This window comes from Pelagovum sp. HNIBRBA483 (genome assembly GCF_040931995.1).
Lineage (GTDB): Bacteria > Pseudomonadota > Alphaproteobacteria > Rhodobacterales > Rhodobacteraceae > JAEPMR01.
This window is the reverse complement of the sequence record NZ_CP162412.1, coordinates 60,927-82,210: the sequence shown is the minus strand read 5'-3', so window position 1 is coordinate 82,210 and position 21,284 is coordinate 60,927. Positions and strand designations below refer to the sequence as shown.

Sequence of the window (21,284 nt, the reverse complement as noted above, 5' to 3'; positions counted from 1 at the left end):
ACGTATTATCGAGCGATCCAGGGTCAGGAGGATGCCATGTCCGAAGCAGGAAATCGTCATAGCGGGGAATCCCTGCTCTTTCTGACGGACGAGCAGCTGCGCAAGGGCATCGAGGCCATGTTCTTTGCCTATCGCGGCTTCACCGCAGATCCCGACCGTATCCTTGCTGATATGGCCTATGGCCGTGCGCACCATAGGGCAATCCACTTTATTGGCCGCAGTCCGGGAACGACCGTTAACAATCTTCTGGCGATTTTGGGCGTCACCAAGCAATCACTCAACCGCGTCCTACGCACTTTGATTCAGGATGGTTTGGTTGAAAGCCGAGTCGGGCGGCGCGATAAACGCGAACGCCATCTCCACCTCACTGCGCAGGGCGCGGAGCTGGAAGGCAAGTTATCGGATGCGCAACGCGAAAGGATGCGTGTCGCCTACCGTGCCGCAGGCCCCGCTGCCGTCGCTGGTTTCCGGCAGGTCTTGGAAGCGATGATGGACCCTGAGATCCGCCACCATTACGACCGTTTGAAAGATACGGGGGCCTGATGCGCGACGCACCCCACCTTTTGATCGTCGATGACGATGACCGCCTGCGGGATTTGCTCAAAACGTTCCTGATGCGGGCAGATTTCTTGGTCAGTACTGCCCGCGATGGCGCTCATGCCCGCCGCCTTTTGGGTGGCTTGCAATTTGATCTCATCGTGCTTGATGTCATGATGCCGGGGGAGGACGGGATCACGTTATGCGCCACCCTCCGCCAATCCATCAACACGCCGATTCTCCTGCTTACCGCAAAGAATGAAGCCGCCGATCGCATCGCAGGATTGGAGGCAGGTGCCGATGATTACCTCGCCAAACCCTTTGAGCCGAAAGAACTGCTCCTCCGTATCAACGCGATCCTGCGGCGCGTCCCTGCCGAGGTGGCGCAGCCGCAAAAACCCAAGCGCATCCGCATCGGCGAGCACGTTTTTGACACGGAGAAGAGCCAGCTATGGCACGGCGATGATCTTGTCCGGCTCACGTCGACCGAACAGCAGTTGATGAAGATTTTTTCCGAGCATCTGAATACACCAGTAAGCAGGGCGCGTCTTGTTGAGGAGGTCAATCGTTCTGGCGGTCAAACACAGGAACGCGCCATCGATGTGCAAATCACCCGTCTTCGCCGTAAGATCGAAGCTGATCCGAAGCACCCTCGTCACATTCAAACCGTTCGCGGCGAAGGCTACCGCCTAAGCTCTGACTGAAAGGAACCCGCTTGCCCTCATTTCCTGAAAACGGTTTTCTGCGCCTATGACAACCGCCCTCTATACCCACGAAGACTGCTTCGATCATGTCACGCCTGCCGGCCATCCAGAGCAGGTCGCGCGTCTAGATGCGGTCCTTTCCGCTTTGGAAGGCCTGCCTCTCTCGCGCTGCGTTGCGCCGCTTGCAGCGGATGACGATATTTTGCTCGCCCATCCCGCGCGCCACCTGCAAGCCATCAAAGATGCCGCGCCCGAGGCGGGCTGGAAGCAGCTTGATGCAGATACCTACATGTCCTCCGGTTCTCTGTCTGCAGCGTTTCGGGCTGTCGGCGCGGCTGTGCGCGCGGTGGATCAAGTGCTTGATGGCACCTATCAGAATGCCTTAGTAGCCACCCGCCCGCCGGGGCACCATGCCGAACGCGAAACACCGATGGGTTTCTGCCTCTTTGGGAACATCGCGATCGCAGCAAAGCACGCATTGGAACGGCACGGTTTGCAGCGGGTCGCGATCATTGATTTCGATGTGCATCACGGTAATGGCACACAAGATCTCGTCGATGGCGATGATCGAATCCTGTTTATCTCCAGCCACCAAATGCCGCTCTATCCGGGCAGTGGCGACCCGCGTGACAATGTCCTGAGCGACAATATTCAGAACTTCGCGCTGCGCGATGGGGACGGTGGCGCGGCATTTCGCAAGCTCTACGAGCGGGAGGTCTTTCCCCGCGTTGCGGACTTTGCGCCTGAATTGATCCTTGTATCTGCCGGATTTGACGCCCATGCCGCCGATCCGCTGGCGGGGTTGCAGTTGGTAGAGGACGACTTCCGCTGGGTAACAGAGAAAATTTGCGATTTGGCAGATGAATTTTGCCGTGGCCGCTTGGTTTCGCTCCTTGAAGGGGGCTATGACCTCGAAGCACTGGGCCAAAGCGCCCGCGCCCATGTGACCGTATTGGAGGAGAGAGGACGATGACAGACCGGCCCGTTGAAGACCTGACGTTCGAGGAAGCGCTCAAAGAGCTGGAAGAAGTCGTCGGAAAGTTGGAGCGTGGCGACGTCGCGCTCGAAGATTCCATCGCGCTCTATGATCGGGGAGCTGCGCTGAAAAAACGCTGCGAATCCAAGCTTGCGGAAGCAGAGGAGAAAGTGGCGAAAATCACATTGGGTGGCGATGGTCAGCCCACTGGTACTGCCCCGCTCGATGACTGATCACTTCTCGATCGAACTAGCTGCCGCCGCCCGCGAAACGCAGGCGGCGTTACAATCGGTAATGGTGGAAATGGGCGCCCTGCCGGTGATCGCGGCAATGGGCTATGCCGTCGCCGGAGGTAAAGGGCTGCGTGGGTTCCTCGCGCGCGAATCCGCGCGCATCTATGAGGTGCCCCAAGAGGCTGCAATCTGGCCAGCCGCGGCGATTGAAGCCCTGCATGCCTATAGCCTCGTACATGATGATCTCCCTTGCATGGATGATGATGATCTGCGCCGTGGGCAGCCGACCGTCCACCGCAAGTGGAACGAAGCTATTGCCGTCCTTTCGGGTGACGCACTTCAGGCACTAGCGTTTGAGCTGGTCGCTCGCCCAGATGTGGGTGATGCTGAAATTCGTGCCGAGTTGGCCTATTCGCTTGCGCGTGCTGCGGGAGGGCGGGGGATGGTTCGTGGTCAGGCGCTCGATATGGCTGCCGAAACCGCCGATGCACCACTTGATCTGGCCGCCATTACCGAACTGCAATCAGGCAAGACAGGTGCATTGATCACTTGGTCGGCAACCGTTGGCGCCCGCATGGCCAAGGCCGATCTGACCCCTCTGCAAACTTACGGCGATGCCATTGGTCTTGCCTTCCAGATCGCGGACGATGTGCTCGATGTCGAAGGCGATGCCGCGACAGTTGGTAAGGCAGTCGGCAAGGACCAAGAGGCGGGCAAAGCGACCTTCGTTTCCCTCCTTGGCCTTGAAGGGGCAAAAAACCGCGCCAAATCGCTGGTAGAAGAGGGCTGTGACGCGCTCGCTGCTTTCGGTGACAGTGCTGAAAGCTTGAAGCGGGCGGCGCGCTTCGTTATTGCGCGAAAGAACTGATCCTGGAGGCACAATGAGCGAAAAACCGGCAACGCCGCTGCTCGACCAGATCGCATCCCCTGATGACCTGAAGCGTCTGGGGGACGATGCGCTGATTCAGGTTGCTCATGAACTTCGTGCCGAGACGATTTCCGCGGTTTCTGAAACGGGTGGCCATCTGGGTGCCGGGCTGGGTGTGGTCGAGCTGACCGTCGCCCTTCATGCCGTGTTCGACACCCCGAAAGACAAGCTGATCTGGGACGTCTCGCACCAATGCTACCCGCATAAAATCCTGACAGGCCGCCGCGATCGCATCCGCACCCTGCGGCAAAAGGATGGTCTCTCCGGTTTCACCAAGCGCAGCGAAAGCCCCTACGATCCGTTCGGTGCCGCGCATAGCTCCACGTCGATCAGCGCCGCGCTGGGCTTTTCCGTTGCCCGCGACCTTGGTGGTCAGTGTGAATCCGGCTTGGGCGATGCGATTGCAGTGATTGGCGACGGTTCAATGAGCGCGGGCATGGCGTTCGAGGCGATGAACAACGCCGGTCACCTCGGCAAGCGCCTGTTCGTGGTGCTCAATGACAACGAAATGTCCATTGCACCGCCTGTCGGCGCGATGTCCTCCTATCTCTCCCGCCTCTATGCAGGTGCGCCGTTTCAGGAATTCAAAGCAGCTGCAAAAGGCGCTGTGAGCCTCCTGCCGCCGCCTTTGCAAGAGGGCGCGCGCCGCGCCAAGGATATGCTCAAGCACATGACAGTTGGCGGCACCTTGTTCGAGGAGCTGGGCTTCTCTTACGTTGGTCCGATTGACGGGCACGACATGGAGCAGCTTCTCGCTGTTTTGCGCACCGTCAAAACCCGCGCAACCGGCCCCGTGTTGATCCATGCAATCACCCGCAAGGGCAAGGGCTACGCCCCCGCAGAGGCCGCCTCCGACAAAGGCCACGCCACGGCAAAATTTAACGTCCTGACAGGCAAACAGACGAAGGCTCCCTCCAACGCGCCTTCCTACACCTCCGTTTTCTCCGAAACGCTGGTGAAGCTCGCAGCAACTGACAGCCGCATTTGCGCCGTCACCGCTGCCATGCCGGATGGTACCGGCCTTGATCGGTTCATGAAGCGCTATGCCAGCCGGTGCTTTGATGTGGGCATTGCCGAACAGCATGCTGTGACCTTCTCTGCAGGCCTCGCCGCTGGTGGTTTGCGCCCGTTCTGCGCGCTATATTCCACCTTCCTGCAACGCGGTTATGATCAGGTCGTCCATGACGTGGCGATCCAGCGCTTGCCTGTGCGTTTCGCCATAGATCGGGCAGGGCTCGTCGGTGCCGATGGCGCGACCCATGCTGGCAGCTTTGACATTGCCTTTCTCTCTAACCTGCCCGATTTCGTTGTCATGGCAGCCGCGGATGAGGCCGAGCTGGTGCGAATGGTTACAACGGCTGCCGATTATGATGACGGCCCGATTGCCTTCCGCTTCCCCCGTGGTGAAGGTGTCGGCGTCGAAATTCCCGAAAATGCCGAGCCGCTTGAAATCGGCAAAGGCCGGATCATCCGTGAGGGTGGGCGCGTTGCGCTTCTTTCGCTCGGTACGCGGTTGGAAGAAACCCTCTCCGCCGCCGAGGCGCTCGATGCGCGCGGCATTCGCGCAACCGTTGCGGACGCCCGTTTCGCAAAGCCGCTGGACCGCGAGATGATCCTCGATCTGGCCCGCAATCACGAGGCGCTGATCACCATCGAAGAAGGCGCGATTGGCGGTTTTGGCAGCCATGTGGCGCAGCTCCTTGCGGATGAAGGCGTGTTTGATCATGGGCTGAAATTCCGCTCCATGGTCCTGCCTGATACCTTCATCGATCAATCCAGCCCTCGCGATATGTATGCAACTGCTGGCCTGAACGCTGCCGATATTGAACGCAAAGTGCTCGATGCGCTGGGCATTGCCGTGGTCGAGCGCCGTGCTTAGCGACGCGCAAAAAGCGAGCGCTGTAAGCATCTATCGCTGGGCCGTGTTTCTGTTGGCCGCGGGTTACACGATCCGCATGGTGTTATTCTCTGAATATGACGGTTTCGCCGGCCCCTTCCGCTACCTGACGATTTGGGCGCTGATCCTCTCGTTTTTCTGCGCCAGCCGTATGATGGCTCTTGTTGAAGGCCGCTCTGATGCCCGTTGGGATGGGCTCGTTGGCGCAACAGCCGTTATCAACCTGATGGTCGTCTTTCTCTATTGGCGGCTTTTCTTTGCGGATCCGACATCGGTTACGCGCGATGGGAAACTCGGTGATTGGTGGCTCGAATATTACCTCCACGCGCTTGGTCCGCTTCTACAATGGATCGACGCGCTGTTTATTCACCGATCCTTCACGCGCTTGCGGGCCTCTGCGCTCTGGCTTGTTGGGATCGTCATTTCCTATGTCATTTGGGTCGAGTATATCGTGCAGTCGCTCGCCAACACCCCGAGCGGCAGCGTGACATCGGGTCTGCCCTATCGCTTCCTGAATGATCTGGAACTTGGCGGCCGAATGACCTTCTACGCCACAAACCTCGTGACGGCCTTGGTTTTTCTGCTGGTCTTTGCCGGTCTTGCCGCTGCTATTCGCCGGGTTCTTCGGCAGCCAGCAGCGCATTAAGCCCTGCTTTATAGTCCGGGTATAGAAGCTCTACGCCAAGTTCATCTTTAATGCGGTCATTTTTGACGCGCTTGCTTTCTGCGTAAAAACTCCGCGCCATCGCGCTCATCTCGGCAGTTTCAAAATCTTCGGCAGGCGGTACAGGCAGCCCCAACAGCTCGGCAGCATAACCGATGACGTCTTCCGGCGGCGCGGGGTCATCGTCGCAAAGGTTGTAGGCTGCACCTGGGTTTGGCCGCGCGATCGAGGCCTCCAAGACCTGTACAATATCCTCCACATGGATACGCGAGAAAACTTGTCCCTTCTTGATGATACGCCGTGCCGTTCCGTTGCGCACCTTGGCAAACGGCCCGCGACCGGGGCCGTAAATTCCGGCCAGACGGAAAATATGCAGGGGCAGATCAGGGATCGACGCCCATTCCGCCTCTGCCAATTTGCGGAATTTACCTCGGCGGGTGCTGGGGGTGAGAGGCGTGCTCTCATCGACCCAACCACCTTCGTGATCGCCATAAACGCCGGTCGTCGACAGGTAGCCCACCCATTCAAACTGCCCTGCGCGGGCGCTGATCTGCTGCTTTAATTCACGCAAAACTGGGTCGCCCTCCGCGTCCGGCGCGGCAGAGATCAAAAGATGCGTCGCTTCGTCCAACAACCCTGCTACATGAGAGCCCGGCCAGATGACCGGCTCGACACCCGTTTGCGCGACCTGCTGCGCTTTTTCAGCGCTCCGCGTCGTGCCAACAAAGCGCCAGCCTTCACCCAGCAATCGCGTTGCGAGTGCTTGTGAGGAAAAACCATGACCAAAAGAAAGAAGCGTTCGAGATTTCATCATGCCCGAGAAATGCGAGTATGCTAACAAGAGTTCAAGCATGATTTCACATGAGTGAAGGAATCATATGACGACGAAGTCGCCGGATTTGGATGATGCCTATGCATTAAAGAGCGCTGACGACGCGAAGCGTGTCTATGCAGCATGGGCCGAAACCTACGATAAGAGCTTCGTTGATGGGCGCAGCTATGTCCTGCACGAGCGCGTCGCCGAAGATTTCGTCGAAAAGGGCGGGTCCGGTCCGGTGCTCGACCTCGGCGCTGGTACAGGAGTTCTGGCAACCGCATTGGCTTCGCTCAATGTGGGGCCATTGGAGGCCGCCGATATCTCCTCGGAGATGCTCGAACAGGCCAGCCGAAAAGGGCTCTACCGCCGCCTGTTCGTCACCGATCCTGAGCGACCTTTGCCGTTTCCTGACGAAAGCTTGAACGGAATCGTCAGTTCAGGGACATTTACGCTCGGTCATCTGGGGCCGGAAATTCTTCCCGATCTTATGCGCATCTTGCGCCCGGGAGGGCTGATGACGATTTCGGTTAACAGCGCCCACTATGCGGAAGCGGGGTTCGAAAAGGCAATCGGCAATATCCGTTCACAAATCGCTGCCCTGCATGTGCATACAGTTGATATCTATGCAAACAGCGATGCCACGGACGAACACGCCCATGACACCGCTAAAATTGTAAGCATGCGGAAAAAGAGTGCCTAACTCGCGTAGTTAGAACCTTCTTCATCAAGGATCAGCTTCAGTTCCCGCAAGTGTGATTCCGCCTGCCCGGGATAGTCGTCCAATTCGTCGGCTGTCTTTGCAGCGATCTCGTGCGACAGTACCCTTAATTTCTGGCCTGTTTGGAGCGCGCGGATATAAGTCTCAGCCGCCCTCTCAAAATAATAGAGCGAGTTGAACGTATCCGCGACGGACGACCCAATGACCATCACCCCGTGGTTGCCCATGATCATCACCTTGGTTTTCGGGTTGGTGAACAGTTTCGCACAGCGTTCGCCCTCCTCCTCAAAGGCAAGCCCGCCAAAGTTCTCGTCCACTACGGTTCGCTCGTAGAACATTGCCGTGTTCTGGTCGATTGGCGGCAGCGAACTGTCGGCGAGGCAGGCCAGAACCGTCGCATGGATCGAGTGTACATGCATTGCGCAGCGCGCATGCGGGCAGCGTCGGTGCAAAGCGCCATGCAGGCCCCATGCGGTTGGGTCCGGCGCATTTGGGGCGTCGAGCGTTGCGGGGTCATTGGCATCCAGCAGCAGAAGGTCAGAGGCGCGGATCCGCGAAAAGTGAACTTGGTTCGGGTTCATTAAGAACTGCGTGCCGTCTTCATTGACAGACAGGCTAAAGTGATTGGCAACACCTTCGTGCAGGTTGAGCCGCGCGGTCCATCTGAATGCTGCGGCAAGATCAACGCGCTCTGTCCAATGCGAGGGGCTATTCTTCAACTGTGTAACGGTCATCTGCGTTCCTCTCTGTGTCTAAATTGAACAGCATTATCCGTGTGGATCAAAGGGTTTCTGCCGACTTGCAGTCGTCCCCGCATTGATGTCACATTTGCTTCATCGTGAGGCGGGTAAAGACCGGAGCGACAAGAAAACAAAAAAGGAGAGCAAAAATGAGCCAAGCGTCGATCCCGATCCTAACCCCTGATCCGGTTCCTCACCGCGAATATACCGATGCCGCCGCCGCGACCGCACAGCTTGTCGCGCTCTATGAGGCCTCGACCAGCTTTCTCTCCCAGCGCTTTTCCGCGACGATCTCCGGCAGTAAGCCTGCCGAGCGTTACCGTGCTTTTTATCCTGAAATTCGGTTCGTAACGAAATCTTACGCCACGACCGATAGCCGTCTGTCTTTCGGTCATGTTACCGAACCGGGCATTTACGCGACGACGATCACCCGCCCCGACCTGTTTGAAAATTACCTGATCCAGCAAATAGGCCTCCTGCTCGAAAATCACGGTGAGCCAGTGAGCATCGGCTACTCCGATACGCCGATGCCTGTTCATTTCGCCGTCGCTAACGATATTCGCCTGACAGTGCCGCAAGAAGGCGCGATGGAATTCACCCTGCGGGATGTCTTTGATGTGCCTGATCTGAGCACCACGCATGATGATATCGTCAACGGATTTGGCTTCTCCTATCCGGACGGCGCGCGGGCCTTGGCGCCGTTCACCGCGCAACGGATTGATTATTCTCTGGCGCGGCTTTCGCATTATACGGCGACAAGCGCAGAGCATTTCCAAAACTATGTGCTGTTCACCAATTACCAATTCTACGTCGAAGAGTTCGAGCAATTCGCGCGCCAGATGCTCGCCGACCCTTCCAGCGGTTATTCCGCATTCGTCGGCCCGGGGAATGCCGTGATCACCGATGCCGACGCACCGCTGCCCCCACCGGCAAAGCTGCCGCAAATGCCGACTTATCACCTCAAGCGACCGGGTAGCGCTGGGATCACGTTGGTGAATATCGGCGTTGGCCCGTCAAACGCCAAAACCGCGACAGATCATATCGCCGTGCTGCGGCCCCATGCGTGGCTGATGGTGGGGCACTGTGCCGGCCTGCGTAATTCGCAGCGGCTCGGGGATTTCGTTCTCGCCCATGCCTACCTGCGCGAAGATAACGTGCTAGACGATGATCTGCCTGTCTGGGTGCCCATTCCCGCGCTGGCGGAAATCCAGATCGCTCTTGAGGACGCGGTGGAGCAGGTCACAGCCCTCGAAGGCTTTGAGCTGAAGCGCATTATGAGGACGGGAACTGTCGCAACTATCGACAACCGCAACTGGGAACTCCGCGATCAGTCCGGACCAGTGCAGCGCCTCAGCCAGTCACGCGCCATTGCGCTGGACATGGAAAGCGCGACAATCGCAGCCAACGGATTCCGCTTCCGAGTACCCTATGGCACCTTGCTTTGCGTCTCCGACAAACCCCTGCACGGAGAGCTGAAGCTCCCTGGAATGGCGTCTGATTTCTACAAAACGCAGGTTTCGCGGCATTTGATGATTGGTATTCGGGCGATGGAAAGTTTGCGCCAAATGCCACTAGAGCGAATGCATAGTCGCAAATTACGCAGCTTTGAAGAGACAGCTTTCCTCTGAAATGGCATTTTCCCTACAAAATGCGTTATTTTTCCTTGCAAAAGCACACAATTCGTTGTGGTCCTACACCATATAGAGTTTAATCACGCCAGTTGAGGCCCATACTAGGGCAGACCAAGGGAGACCAAGAATATGGCAAAACCGATGACCAAAGCGCAGCTGGTTGCTGCACTCGCAGAAGAAACCGGCAGCGACAAGAAATCCGCCTCCGGCCACCTCGACGCCCTGATCGCGATCATCACGCGCGAAGTTTCGGGCGGCGGTGCCGTGACCCTTCCGGGCGTTGGCAAGATCTACTGCCGTGAGCGCCCCGAGCGCATGGTGCGCAACCCTGCCACCGGCGAGCAGATCAAGAAAGAAGCAGACAAGGTCGTGAAAATGACCATTGCCAAAGCGCTGAAAGACAGCGTGAACGGCTAAGTCGCTGGATGTTCTGTTTCTGAGGGGCCGCTTTTAGCGGCCCTTCTTCGTTAGGGGCCTTTGATAGGGAGCGCGGCGCGTCATGGATGTGAAATCAATCGCAATGGGGCTCGTATTTGCGTTTGTCTGGTCATCGGCCTTCACCTCGGCGCGTGTGATTGTCGAATACGCGCCGCCCATGTGGTCGCTGGTTTTCCGCTTTCTGGCCTCCGGTTTGCTTGGCATCGTGATTGCCCGTGCGCTGGGCGAAAGCGCCCGCCTGTCGCGGCGACAATGGCAAGCGGTGATCGTCTTTGGCATATGCCAAAACGCGCTATACCTCGGCCTCAACTTCATCGCGATGCAAACAATCGAAGCCTCACTCGCCGCCATCATTGCCTCCACAATGCCGCTGATCGTCGGGTTGATCGGCTGGATTGTACTGCGGGACCGTATCGGTGTTCTGGGCGTTGCTGGGCTTCTGGCGGGTTTTGGCGGTGTGACCCTCATCATGGGCGCGCGTCTCGGCGGCGGTATCGATCTTGTCGCGGTGATGTTATGCGTCATCGCGGTGGTATCACTGGCCGTCGCTACGCTCACCGTGCGGGGTGCCTCCTCGGGCGGCAACGTGATGATGATCGTCGGCCTGCAAATGCTGGTGGGTAGCGCAGCTCTGCTGGTCCCTGCCGCTATTTTCGAACCGCTTTCGATTACCATGAGCTGGCAGTTGGTCGTGGCCTTCGCCTATACCACCCTCTTCCCCGGCTTGGGGGCAACATGGATTTGGTTCCTGCTCGTCGGCCGCATCGGCGCTGTGCGGGCGGCGACATTCCACTTCCTCAATCCGTTCTTTGGCGTTGCCGTCGCGGCGGTCCTGTTGGGCGAGGCACTCGGCGCGATGGATATCATCGGCGTGCTGATCGTCGCTGCTGGCATCCTCGCGGTGCAACTGTCGAAACAAAAGCCAACGGTAACGTGATAGCCTGTCAGCGGCTTATGAAATGACTTCCGCCGCCCTGATGTGCAATCTGCCCGCATGGAAATCGTCTTTGGATATCTTGCGGGCCTCCTCACGCTGATCAATCCCTGCGTACTGCCCATTCTGCCTATTGTGCTGGCCAGTTCGTTGCAGTTCAGCAAGCGCGGCCCTGTGGTACTGGCGGCGGGGCTAATGACGACTTTTGTTATCGTGGGTTTCGGTGTAGCCTTATTCGGGCGGAGCCTTGGCATTGATGATGTGCTGGTTTCCCGCATTGGCGCTTTGATGATGGTATTATTCGGCGCCGTCCTTCTCGTTCCGCAGCTATCCGCCCGCTTCTCCTTGGCGACTTCTGGCTTCGCCAATCGTGCCGACCGGCAGTTCGATACCCTCGACCGCACCCGCCTTCAGGGACAGTTTTTCGGCGGTATGCTTCTTGGCCTCGTCTGGGTGCCTTGCGTCGGCCCAACACTGGGTGGCGCGATTGCGCTCGCCTACGCCGGCGAAAACCTCGCCTGGGCTTTTGCAACGATGGTCAGCTTTGCGCTCGGCATTGGCACAGTTGTCATCGCCCTTGGCCTCGGCGCACAATCCGCCATCCGCGCCCGCCGTAACTGGATGCTGTCGCTCTCCGGCGTCGGTCGTCCGGTGATGGGGGGTATCTTCGTTCTCACCGGCCTTTCTATCTGGTTCGGCTGGCTCACCGCGGCCGAAATCTGGCTGCTCGATACGCTTCCCTATTGGATGCAGGATCTCTCCGTTCGCTACTAAGGATACGATATGAAGCGCAGAACCCTCCTTGCCACCCTCGCCGCCTTTGGCGTTCTTCCCGCTTTTGCGCAGGCCGAAGTCCTTCCCTATACCCCCGGCTTGGTTCAACAGCACCTTGACGCCGGAGAAACGGTTTTCGTTGATTTCTATGCCGACTGGTGTTCGACCTGCCGCGCCCAAAGCCGCGTCCTTGATCAGCTCAAGGCCGACAATCCAGAATATGAGGAAAAGATCACCTTCATTCAGGTCGATTGGGATCAGTACTCCGATGGTGATCTCGCGCGCCGCCTAGAGATTCCCCGCCGATCGACGCTGGTGATGTTGCGCGGGGATATGCAGCTTGGTCGCATCGTCGCTGGTACGCGCATGTCGGATATCAAAGCTCTATTGGACGCCGGCCTCTGATCTACAGCAGGAACACCAGTAAGCCGCTAACGGTGAAAAAGGCGCCCACTGTGGCGCCCATCATCGCCAGCGCGGCAAGGTTTTCATGCCCGTAATCCTGCGCGAAAATCGCGTAAACTCCGATCATCGGCATCGCCGCGGAAAGGATCACCGCAACGGCCAGCGGGCCGGTGAGTGTCGGTAGCCCAAAGAACGCAATCAACGACAGTGCCAATGCCGCCATAAGCGGATGTATGACAAGTTTCGCGATCACGATTTCTGTCGCCATCCGTTTGTTGCCCTTGAGCGGCAACCCCGTCAGCGAGCCGCCGATAAAGAACAGCGCAAGTCCTGCCGTCGCCGCAGCCAGCATCGTTACCAGCCGCGAAACCGGCTCTGGTACGGGGATACCAAGCAGGGACACCACGACACCGGCCAAAAACGCCAGAACCATCGGCCGCCGCAATACATCCCAAGCGGTTTGCATGATTGTCTGCCCGACGGGCTGCCCCTTGGTTCGCGCCGCGCCGCTGAGGATCACGAAACTCAGTGGCACGATCAGAAAGCTCTCCACCATCACATTCATCGCGAATGCAGGCGCGGCGATTTCTGGTGCGGCAAGCATCAGCACCGGAAAACCGACATAAGCCGAGTTCGGGCAGCTCGATCCCATGATAGCGATCGCTTGCCGCACAGGGCCGGTATCCGAGCCTGTAAGGTTCAGCTTGAACCAGATCCAAGCCGCCGCAATCGTCAGAATCCCTGCCAAAGCGTAGGTGGCCATATAGGAGAGGTTGATGATCGCCCCTTCGCCGGTGCCACCACCGGAGGCCGCCGAAAACATCAACGCTGGCAGGGCGACATTCATCGCAAAACGGCCGAGCGCTGCATTGTCTTCGCCCGAGAACAGCCCGCCACGCACCATCCCGTATCCGAACGCCACAACCGCGAAGATCGGGAAGGTTATTGCAAGGATGTCGAGCAAATCAGCCGATCTTTCCGCGCACGCCGCCGGTCTGCGCACGGTCCAGCATGAAGTGATCGAGGATCACACAGGCCATCATCGCCTCGCCCACCGGCACCGCACGAATGCCTACACAGGGGTCATGTCGGCCCTTGGTGACAATATCAATCGGCGAGCCGTCAATGCGGATGGATTTGCGCGGGCTGAGGATCGAAGAGGTGGGCTTCACCGCAAAGCGCACGACGATATCCTGCCCCGTCGATATACCCCCCAGAATGCCGCCCGCGTGGTTCGAGCTGTATTCCGGCCCGTTTGGCCCCATCGTAATCTCGTCTGCGTTGTCACGGCCGGTAAGCGCCGCGGCGGCCATACCTTCACCGATCTCCACGCCTTTTACCGCGTTGATCGACATCATCGCAGCGGCCAGATCGGTATCCAGCTTTCCATAAACCGGCGCGCCCAAGCCCGCCGGTACGCCGCGCGCAACCACTTCGATGATCGCGCCGACGGAGTTATGATCCTTCCGCCGCAGGAAATCGAGGTAATCCTCCCATTCCGCCGCAGCGGTCGCGTCAGGGCACCAGAAATCATTCTGGTCTATCGTGTCCCAGTCAAAGCGGTCGCGGTCGATCTTCCGGTCACCCATCTGGACCATGTAGCCCTTGACCTGGGCCTTGGGCATAAGGTCGCTGATCGCCGCCCGCGCCACACCACCCGCTGCAACCCGCGCAGCGGTTTCCCGTGCCGACGAGCGCCCGCCACCGCGATAGTCGCGCAGGCCGTATTTCTGGTGGTAGGTGATATCCGCATGCCCAGGGCGGAAGCTCTGCGCGATCTCGCCATAGTCCTTGGAGCGCTGATCGGTGTTACGGATCATCAGCTGGATCGAGGTGCCTGTCGTCTTGCCCTCGAACACACCAGAGAGGATCTCGACCGCATCAGGTTCGTTGCGCTGGGTGGTGTTCTTGTTCTGCCCGGGGCGGCGCTTGTCGAGCCATGTCTGGATCATCTCCGGCTCCAGCGCGATTCCCGGCGGGCAGCCGTCAACTGTCGCGCCCAATGCTGGCCCGTGGCTCTCCCCCCAAGTGGTGACGCGGTAGACATGCCCGAAACTATTGAAAGACATCGCAGAACTCCTTTGCAGACCCGTCTATCCTGATGGCCGGAGAGGGCCAAGATTTTTCGACCGGAATTATGCCCTTGCGTCACCGATTTGCCGCGTTATGTTCCGCCTCACCTCGGGGTGCTCCGTCAGGAGCTGAGATGCATAGCGCGAACCCGTTGAACCTGAACCGGTTAGAACCGGCGGAGGGAAGGCCATTCGAGTTCTCCTCAATGCCCCCATCCGTCCGGCGCATGAAAGAGGATAACGGAATGAAAACCAAACATCTGATCCATGTCGCAGGACTTTGCCTCGCTGCCACCGCAGCGTCGGCACAAACCCCTGTGCTTACAGTGTACACCTATGACAGTTTCGTCAGCGAATGGGGCCCTGGCCCCGCGGTCGAGGCCGCTTTTGAAGAGGTCTGCTATTGCGACCTGCAATTTGTCGGCGCGGGCGATGGCGCTGCGCTGATGTCCCGCGTCCGGCTTGAGGGCGCAGGAACCGAGGCCGATATCGTGCTCGGTCTGGACAATAGCCTGATGGCCGCTGCCGCTCAGTCAGGCCTTTTTGCGCCGCATGGCGTTGATGCCGCGCTCGATCTGCCTGTCGCTTGGACGGATGATACCTTCCTGCCGTTCGATTGGGGCTACTTTGCCTTTGTCAGCGACGCAGATACCCAAGCACCTACTGATTTTCGTGCACTTGCCGCCAGCGACCTGTCGATCATCATCCAAGATCCGCGCTCCTCGACCCCGGGTCTGGGCCTGCTCACATGGGTGAAAGCCGCCTATGGCGACGAAGCCGCTGCGCTTTGGGCTGATCTGGCGGATAACGTTGTCACCGTCACACCGGGCTGGTCGGAGGCCTACGGCCTCTTCCTCGAAGGTGAGTCAGACGCCGTGCTCTCCTACACAACCTCGCCCGCCTATCACCTGATCGCGGAAGAGGACGCCAGCAAGGTCGCATGGATTTTTGATGAAGGTCACTACATGCAGGTCGAGGTTGCGGCCAAGCTCGCCGGAACCGATGCGCCTGAACTGGCCGATGCGTTCCTTGCTTTCATGGTGAGCGATGCTTTCCAGTCGATCATCCCGACGACCAACTGGATGTATCCGGCCGTTGAGCCGTCCGCAGGCATGCCTGAAGGGTTCGGTGCAGTCGTCTCTCCGGAAAAGGCACTCATCCTGCCGCCAGAGGATGCCGCCGCCCTGCGCGACGCGGCAATCGAAGAATGGCGCGCGGCCCTCGCTCGCTAAACTTTCCGAAATGGCCCAGCGTCGCTGCCGCGGCGCTGGTGCTGTTTCTGGTGCTGGGCACACTTGCCGCTGTGCTCTGGCGTGCTGAGGGGCGGATCGCCCTAGGCGCTGCCGATCTTGCCGCCATCCGTTTCACCGTTCTGCAGGCGGCAATTTCCGCGCTCCTATCCGTTGGTCTGGCTATACCCGTCGCCCGCGCGCTCGCGCGCCGCAATTTTTGGGGCCGCAAGCTTTTCGTTTCTCTGCTTGGCGCGCCGTTTATCCTGCCCGTGATCGTCGCAATTATCGGCCTTCTCGCGGTGTTCGGGCGCGGCGGCGTGGTCAATACCGTTTTGGGTTATCTTGGTCTGCCTCCCGTTCAGATTTACGGCTTCCAAGGCGTCGTTTTGGCTCATGTGTTCTTTAACCTTCCCCTCGCAACCCGCTTTCTCCTGCAAGGCTGGCTTGCGGTTCCAGCCGAGCGCTTCCGGCTCGCGGAAAGCCTCAACGCGCCGGTTTTCCGTGTGTTGGAGCTGCCCATGCTGCGGGCAGTGGTTCCCGGTGCCTTGCTGGCGGTATTCCTGATTTGCCTGACAAGCTTTGCCGTCGCGCTCACGCTCGGCGGTGGCCCCCGCGCAACGACAGTCGAATTGGCAATCTATCAAGCCATCCGCTTCGATTTTGATCTTGGTAAAGCAGCCGTCCTATCAGTGGTGCAACTGGCGCTTTGCGTCGGCGCGGTGCTGGTCGCTATGGCTGTCGCCATCCCTGAGGGCTTCGGCGCTGGGCTTGATCGCCACGTCCCGCGCTGGGATGGTCGCACCGGCGTCGCGCGATTTCTTGATAGTGCCGCTCTCGCACTGGTGGCGTTTTTCCTTCTTCTGCCCCTTTTCATGATCGTCTGGCGCGGCGTGCCAGGGATCACCGCCATGCCTCCCTCCGTTTGGGAGGCCGCGCTGCGCTCGATTGTCGTTGCGCTGGTGGCCTCTGCTCTGGCGCTGGTACTGGCCCTATCCTTTGCCATCCGGCAAGACCGGCTTACAGCGCTGATAGGCAACCTACCCCTTGCCACTTCGTCATTGGTGATCGGCACGGGGCTTTTTGTTCTGGTCTATGGTTTTGTCTCGCCCACCCGTATCGCTCTGGCCGTCACCGTCGTGTTGAACGCCGTAATGAGCCTGCCGTTCCTCCTGCGCATCCTTGCGCCCGAAATCGCGCGAATCGAGCATGACTTTGGCAGAGTTGCCGATATGTTGGGCCTCGTCGGATGGCGCCGTCTCCGTTGGCTCTACCTGCCTCGGCTCAGGCGGCCCATCGGCTTCTCGCTTGGGCTTTCGGCGGCGCTCTCTATGGGTGATCTCGGGGTGATCGCCCTCTTTGCGACCGACCGGCAAGAAACGCTGCCTCTTGCCATGTACCGCCTGATGGGGGCGTATCGTATGGAGGCCGCGGCCAGTGCGGCGCTCCTTCTCGTGGGGCTGAGCCTCGCCCTTTTTTGGTTCTTTGATCGCGGAGGCCGCATAGATGCTGACAGTTGACCAGCTTGAACTGCGTCAGGAGGATTTCCGTCTCAGCGCGACCTTTTCTTTGGCCGCAGGCGGAATCACCGCCCTCATCGGTCCGTCTGGCGCGGGCAAATCCAGCCTTCTGAATGTCATTGGCGGTTTTTATACCCCCGCTTCCGGCCGCGTGCTCTGGGACGGCACCGACATCACCGATCTGCGCCCCGGCGCACGCCCCTGCACATCATTATTTCAGGATAATAACCTTTTCCCGCACCTGACGATTGCCGCCAATGTCGGCTTGGCCCTGTCGCCTGACTTGCGCCTTTCAGCAGCGCAGGAGGCACAGGTAACGGCTTCGTTGGCGCAGGTTGGTTTGGCCGATATGGGCACCCGCAAACCGGCGACCCTTTCCGGCGGCCAGCAAGCGCGTGCTGCCCTCGCGCGGGCGCTTTTGCAAGACAGGCCGCTGGTATTGCTCGACGAGCCGTTCTCCGCGCTCGGTCCCGCCTTGAAGGTCGAAATGCTCGATCTGGTACAGGACACATTTGCCGGGGCAGGGCGCACGGTTCTTATGGTCACGCATGATCCGCAAGACGCGCTGCGAATCGCTGACGAGATCATCTTTGTCGCTGACGGTTCGGTCACCGGCCCGCATCCAGCACGTTCTTTTATGGAGAATCCGCCACCAGCCCTACGCGCTTATCTCGGCGCGAGCTGATTCTGATTACCGCAAAAGAAAAAGGCCCGCACTTGACGGGCCTTTCTGTTCGGTCTTGGTAAAGACTTAGTCTTTACGCTTGGCTGCCGCTTTGTGCGGTGCCCAAAGGCGCTTGTTCGTCAGATAGAGCAGCACGGACAGGATCGTCAGGAAGATCACGCCAGTCAGGCCAGCCTGCTTACGGGCAACCAGCTTCGGCTCCGCGGTCCACATCAGGAAGGCAGCAATGTCCTCTGCTTCGTGGTGCAGGTCGTTGGAATGGCCGTCAGCATATTCCACGTCCTCGCCCCACAGCGGCTGCGGCATGCCGATCCAGCTGCCCGGAACCATGTGCTTGCCCTTTTCGTCAATGCAGCTTTCGGGGAAGCCACCAGCAGCAAAGGCCGTGTTGTAGTAACCGTCGAAATCCTCAGGCGCACACTCAGGGGGTTCTTCATAGCCAATCATCAGGGAGGCAATATATTCTGCGCCGCCCATGCCCTTGAAGAGCTGGTTGAGGCCGGTGCCGTAGGGGCCGTGGAAGCCCGCACGCGCCTTCGCCATCAGGCTCAGGTCAGGTGCGTTTTCAACTGCCGAATCGGGGAACTTGTCGGCCGGTGTCGCAGTGCGGAAGTCGTCCAACTCGGCGTCATAGACTTCGTAGAATTCCGCGTAAGCACGCATCTGGTCTTCCGGCAGGGCCGGTCCACCTTCGTCGTGCAGGTTGCGGAAGGCCACCTGACGCAGACCGTGGCAGCTTGCGCAGATCTCGGTGTAGACCTGCAAGCCACGCTGGAGCTGCATCTGGTCGTAGCTGCCAAATGGACCTTCGAACGAGAAGTCGAAGTCCTCGACATGCGCCTCGCCAGCGGCGGACACCTGCGTTGCGGCAGTTGCCAACCCGAGCGCTACGGCGGCGGTAAGGGTGAGTTTACGGAACATCAGTCTTTGTCCTTTCTCACTCGGCCGGAGTGCCCGAAGGCTTGCCGTAGTGGTCATTGAAATCATCCTCGATCGTTGCCGGTACCGGCAGCGGCTTCTCGATCACGCCCAGAAGCGGAAGGAGAACGAGGAAGTAGGCGAACCAGTAGGCCGAACCGATCAGCGCGATGATCGGGTAGATCCCTTCAGCCGGCATCGCACCCGTCCACATCAGGACGAAGAAGTCGACGACCAGCAGGGCGAACCACCACTTGAACATCGGGCGATAGCGGCCGGAACGGACCGAAGAAGTGTCCAGCCACGGCGCCAGCGCCATCACTGCAATCGCGCCAAACATCGCCAGCACGCCGAAGAACTTGGCGTCGATGGTGCCGAAGGACACCCATTCGGCGAACATCACGACCCAAACGTCAGCGGTGAACGAACGCAGGATCGAGTAGAACGGCAGGAAGTACCATTCGGGCACGATATGCGCAGGCGTCGCCAGCGGGTTTGCCTCGATGTAGTTATCGGGGTGGCCGAGGTAGTTCGGCATGAAGCCGACAATCGCCATGAAGATCACGAGGATCACTGCCAGTGCGAACAGATCCTTGATCACGAAGTAGGGCCAGAAGGGCAGGGTGTCTTTCTGTGCTTCTTCCTTCGAAGTGCGGCGCACATCAACACCCGTCGGGTTGTTGTTGCCGGTCGAGTGGAAGGCCCAGATATGGACGATCACGAGGCCGGCAATGATGAACGGCAGCAGGTAGTGCAGCGAGAAGAAGCGGTTCAGCGCGGGCTGGCCAACAGCCGATGCACCCAAGAGCCATGTTTGCAGCGCTTCACCGACGAACGGGATCGCGCCGAACAGGCCGGTGATCACGGCGGTACCGTGGAACGACATCTGACCCCAAGGTAGAACGTAGCCGAGGAAGCCGGTCGCCATCATCAGCAGGTAGATCAGCATACCGATGATCCACGTCACTTCGCGCGGCGCCTTGTAGGAACCGTAGTAAAGGCCACGGAAGATATGCGCATAAACGGCCACGAAGAACAGCGACGCACCGTTCATGTGGAAGTAGCGGATCATATGGCCGCCATTCACGTCGCGCATGATGTGCTCGATGGAGTTGAACGCCATGTCGACATGCGGCGTGTAGTGCATCACCAGCACGATGCCGGTGACGATCTGCAACGCCAGCGTAAAGGTCAGGACAATGCCCCAGATCCACATCCAGTTCAGGTTCTTAGGGGTGGGAATCATCAGGGTGTCGTAAAGAAGGCCGACAATGGGGAGGCGGCTGTTGAGCCACTTCTCACCGTTCGACTTCGGTTCGTAATGATCGTGCGGAATGCCAGACATCAATGATCTCCTTAGCCGAGCTGGATCGTCGTTTCGTCGACGAATGCTGCAACAGGAACGGGAAGGTTGCGCGGTGCCGGTCCTTTGCGGATCCGGCCGGCCGTGTCGTAGTGCGAGCCGTGGCAGGGGCAGAACCAGCCGCCAAAATCACCGGCCTCACCAAGCGGCACACAGCCGAGGTGGGTGCAAACGCCCATCTGTACGAGCCAGACACCATCTTCAGACAGCGCACGGTTTTCGTCGGTTGCGGCTGCATCGCCGATATTGTTGTTGTTTGCTTCCGGATCGGGAAGCGCATCAACGTCCACATCGCGTGCTGCAGCGATTTCGTTCTCGGTGCGGGCGCGGATGAAAACCGGCTTTCCCTGCCACAGAACGGTAATTTGGCTGCCTGGCGTAACCTGGCTAACGTCAACGCGGATGGAGGCAAGCGCCTGAACATCTGCGGAGGGGTTCATCTGATTGACGAGCGGCCAGACAGCAGCGCCGGTAACTACTGCGCCGGCGCCAGCCGTTGCATAGTAGATAAAGTCGCGGCGTGTGCCCTGGTGTTCTTCAGCGTGTGACACGGGGTGCATCTCCGATATTTCCGGGCATTAAGCCCATACGAACAGGACAGCCGGCGGAGTACCGCCGACCATTCGCGGGCTGTTTAACTACCAAAATCAGCTACGTCCAGCGGACAATCGGGCGCAGGGGTGATAGAAGTACACCAAGCGCATTGAATTGGAGGGAAACAGAGGCATGTATGGCGGTTGCTGTCATTGTGGCGCGGTGCGCTGGACTGTCTCAACGCTGCCCGCCGGGGGTGTGCGGTGCAATTGCTCGATCTGCCGCCGCTTGGGCGCCGTTTGGGGCTATACCACCCGCGCTGCGGTGACGCTCGATGTGCAACTCCCAGTCGATTCGCCCCTGATCCGTTACCGCTGGGGGGATGGGCTTATTGGTTTCTGCTCGTGCAGCCGCTGCGGTGTGACCACCCATTACGAAAGCGTCGATTCCGGCCCTGATGCCCGCTTCGCCCTCAACCTCGCTGCGCTGGAAGACGCCGCCGCCTACGCCGCAATCCCCGTGCGCCACTTCGACGGTGCCGAAAGCTGGGCATTCCATGATTGATTC

The 21,284-nt window shown here is 59.2% G+C and carries 24 protein-coding genes and 1 riboswitch; of the genes, 17 read left to right on the top strand and 7 right to left on the bottom strand.

Annotation, left to right across the window (positions count from 1 at the left end):
• Positions 1–36: 36 nt before the first annotated feature.
• The 7 genes from AB1E42_RS00440 to AB1E42_RS00410 all read left to right on the top strand — a co-directional run bounded on the left by AB1E42_RS00440 (position 37) and on the right by AB1E42_RS00410 (position 5,921).
• Entirely contained in the window at positions 37–543 is a 507-nt protein-coding gene (locus tag AB1E42_RS00440; RefSeq protein ID WP_368345038.1) for a MarR family winged helix-turn-helix transcriptional regulator, read from the top strand.
• The gene (locus AB1E42_RS00435; RefSeq protein WP_368345037.1) at positions 543–1,241 is read left to right on the top strand and encodes a response regulator; all 699 of its coding nucleotides are present in this window, start codon (positions 543–545) and stop codon (positions 1,239–1,241) included. The genes AB1E42_RS00440 and AB1E42_RS00435 overlap by 1 nt, the downstream gene beginning before the upstream one ends.
• Before the next feature lie 46 nt (positions 1,242–1,287).
• On the top strand, positions 1,288–2,214 hold the full coding sequence (locus AB1E42_RS00430) for a histone deacetylase family protein (RefSeq protein ID WP_368345036.1): 927 nt from the start codon (positions 1,288–1,290) through the stop codon (positions 2,212–2,214).
• Positions 2,211–2,450 (top strand): exodeoxyribonuclease VII small subunit, encoded by a 240-nt coding sequence (locus tag AB1E42_RS00425; RefSeq protein WP_368345035.1) that lies wholly within the window; start codon positions 2,211–2,213, stop codon positions 2,448–2,450. Before AB1E42_RS00430 ends, AB1E42_RS00425 begins: the two co-directional genes overlap by 4 nt.
• A 61-nt stretch (positions 2,451–2,511) precedes the next feature.
• Positions 2,512–3,318 (top strand): polyprenyl synthetase family protein, encoded by an 807-nt coding sequence (locus AB1E42_RS00420; RefSeq protein ID WP_368346335.1) that lies wholly within the window; start codon positions 2,512–2,514, stop codon positions 3,316–3,318.
• A gap of 13 nt (positions 3,319–3,331) precedes the next feature.
• Entirely contained in the window at positions 3,332–5,257 is a 1,926-nt protein-coding gene (gene dxs / locus AB1E42_RS00415) for a 1-deoxy-D-xylulose-5-phosphate synthase (RefSeq protein WP_368345034.1), read from the top strand.
• Positions 5,220–5,921, top strand: a complete 702-nt coding sequence (locus AB1E42_RS00410) for a hypothetical protein (RefSeq protein WP_368345033.1) — start codon at positions 5,220–5,222, stop codon at positions 5,919–5,921. Before dxs ends, AB1E42_RS00410 begins: the two co-directional genes overlap by 38 nt.
• Here the strand turns inward: AB1E42_RS00410 and AB1E42_RS00405 are convergent.
• Positions 5,884–6,792, bottom strand: a complete 909-nt coding sequence (locus tag AB1E42_RS00405) for an SDR family oxidoreductase (protein WP_368345032.1) — start codon at positions 6,790–6,792, stop codon at positions 5,884–5,886. The two genes, AB1E42_RS00410 and AB1E42_RS00405, sit on opposite strands and share 38 nt — an antisense overlap.
• A 25-nt stretch (positions 6,793–6,817) precedes the next feature.
• Here AB1E42_RS00405 and AB1E42_RS00400 point away from each other — a divergent pair, with 25 nt between their 5' ends.
• Positions 6,818–7,456 carry a class I SAM-dependent methyltransferase gene (locus AB1E42_RS00400; protein ID WP_368345031.1) on the top strand — a complete coding sequence of 213 codons (639 nt, stop codon included), beginning with the start codon at positions 6,818–6,820 and terminating at the stop codon, positions 7,454–7,456.
• Here AB1E42_RS00400 and AB1E42_RS00395 read toward each other — a convergent pair.
• On the bottom strand, positions 7,453–8,208 hold the full coding sequence (locus tag AB1E42_RS00395; protein ID WP_368345030.1) for a class II aldolase and adducin N-terminal domain-containing protein: 756 nt from the start codon (positions 8,206–8,208) through the stop codon (positions 7,453–7,455). The two genes, AB1E42_RS00400 and AB1E42_RS00395, sit on opposite strands and share 4 nt — an antisense overlap.
• Before the next feature lie 155 nt (positions 8,209–8,363).
• Here AB1E42_RS00395 and AB1E42_RS00390 point away from each other — a divergent pair, with 155 nt between their 5' ends.
• The 5 genes from AB1E42_RS00390 to AB1E42_RS00370 all read left to right on the top strand — a co-directional run bounded on the left by AB1E42_RS00390 (position 8,364) and on the right by AB1E42_RS00370 (position 12,396).
• A complete protein-coding gene (locus AB1E42_RS00390; protein ID WP_368345029.1) occupies positions 8,364–9,842 on the top strand; it encodes an AMP nucleosidase in 1,479 nt (492 codons plus the stop codon).
• A gap of 132 nt (positions 9,843–9,974) precedes the next feature.
• Positions 9,975–10,262 (top strand): HU family DNA-binding protein, encoded by a 288-nt coding sequence (locus tag AB1E42_RS00385; protein ID WP_368345028.1) that lies wholly within the window; start codon positions 9,975–9,977, stop codon positions 10,260–10,262.
• 82 nt (positions 10,263–10,344) lie between these two features.
• Positions 10,345–11,220, top strand: a complete 876-nt coding sequence (locus AB1E42_RS00380) for a DMT family transporter (RefSeq protein WP_368345027.1) — start codon at positions 10,345–10,347, stop codon at positions 11,218–11,220.
• A 57-nt stretch (positions 11,221–11,277) separates the two neighbouring features.
• Positions 11,278–11,991, top strand: coding sequence for a cytochrome c biogenesis CcdA family protein (locus tag AB1E42_RS00375; RefSeq protein WP_368345026.1), 714 nt, complete (start codon positions 11,278–11,280; stop codon positions 11,989–11,991).
• 9 nt (positions 11,992–12,000) lie between these two features.
• Entirely contained in the window at positions 12,001–12,396 is a 396-nt protein-coding gene (locus AB1E42_RS00370; protein ID WP_368345025.1) for a thioredoxin family protein, read from the top strand.
• Position 12,397: 1 nt separating this feature from the next.
• Here AB1E42_RS00370 and AB1E42_RS00365 read toward each other — a convergent pair whose 3' ends face one another.
• Positions 12,398–13,360 (bottom strand): AEC family transporter, encoded by a 963-nt coding sequence (locus AB1E42_RS00365; RefSeq protein WP_368345024.1) that lies wholly within the window; start codon positions 13,358–13,360, stop codon positions 12,398–12,400.
• A gap of 1 nt (position 13,361) precedes the next feature.
• Positions 13,362–14,465 carry a chorismate synthase gene (aroC, locus tag AB1E42_RS00360; protein WP_368345023.1) on the bottom strand — a complete coding sequence of 368 codons (1,104 nt, stop codon included), beginning with the start codon at positions 14,463–14,465 and terminating at the stop codon, positions 13,362–13,364.
• A gap of 103 nt (positions 14,466–14,568) precedes the next feature.
• A riboswitch (TPP riboswitch) is annotated at positions 14,569–14,670 on the top strand.
• Positions 14,671–14,713: 43 nt separating this feature from the next.
• Here aroC and thiB point away from each other — a divergent pair.
• The 3 genes from thiB to AB1E42_RS00345 are packed head-to-tail and all read left to right on the top strand — an operon-like array spanning position 14,714 to position 17,902.
• Positions 14,714–15,700 (top strand): thiamine ABC transporter substrate binding subunit, encoded by a 987-nt coding sequence (gene thiB / locus AB1E42_RS00355; protein WP_368345022.1) that lies wholly within the window; start codon positions 14,714–14,716, stop codon positions 15,698–15,700.
• Complete coding sequence (locus AB1E42_RS00350; RefSeq protein WP_368345021.1) at positions 15,676–17,217, top strand: thiamine/thiamine pyrophosphate ABC transporter permease ThiP; 1,542 nt, start codon at positions 15,676–15,678, stop codon at positions 17,215–17,217. The genes thiB and AB1E42_RS00350 overlap by 25 nt, the downstream gene beginning before the upstream one ends.
• Positions 17,204–17,902 carry an ATP-binding cassette domain-containing protein gene (locus AB1E42_RS00345; RefSeq protein WP_368345020.1) on the top strand — a complete coding sequence of 233 codons (699 nt, stop codon included), beginning with the start codon at positions 17,204–17,206 and terminating at the stop codon, positions 17,900–17,902. Before AB1E42_RS00350 ends, AB1E42_RS00345 begins: the two co-directional genes overlap by 14 nt.
• Before the next feature lie 66 nt (positions 17,903–17,968).
• Here AB1E42_RS00345 and AB1E42_RS00340 read toward each other — a convergent pair whose 3' ends face one another.
• The 3 genes from AB1E42_RS00340 to petA are packed head-to-tail and all read right to left on the bottom strand — an operon-like array spanning position 17,969 to position 20,734.
• Complete coding sequence (locus AB1E42_RS00340; protein WP_368345019.1) at positions 17,969–18,823, bottom strand: cytochrome c1; 855 nt, start codon at positions 18,821–18,823, stop codon at positions 17,969–17,971.
• Between the two features lie 16 nt (positions 18,824–18,839).
• Positions 18,840–20,165: a cytochrome bc complex cytochrome b subunit gene (locus AB1E42_RS00335; RefSeq protein WP_368345018.1), complete on the bottom strand. Its 1,326-nt coding sequence runs from the start codon at positions 20,163–20,165 to the stop codon at positions 18,840–18,842.
• A gap of 11 nt (positions 20,166–20,176) precedes the next feature.
• Positions 20,177–20,734, bottom strand: coding sequence for a ubiquinol-cytochrome c reductase iron-sulfur subunit (petA, locus tag AB1E42_RS00330; RefSeq protein WP_368345017.1), 558 nt, complete (start codon positions 20,732–20,734; stop codon positions 20,177–20,179).
• 175 nt (positions 20,735–20,909) lie between these two features.
• On the opposite strand from petA, the gene AB1E42_RS00325 reads away from it, so the two are divergent.
• The gene (locus AB1E42_RS00325) at positions 20,910–21,281 is read left to right on the top strand and encodes a GFA family protein (protein WP_368345016.1); all 372 of its coding nucleotides are present in this window, start codon (positions 20,910–20,912) and stop codon (positions 21,279–21,281) included.
• Positions 21,282–21,284: the final 3 nt, after the last annotated feature.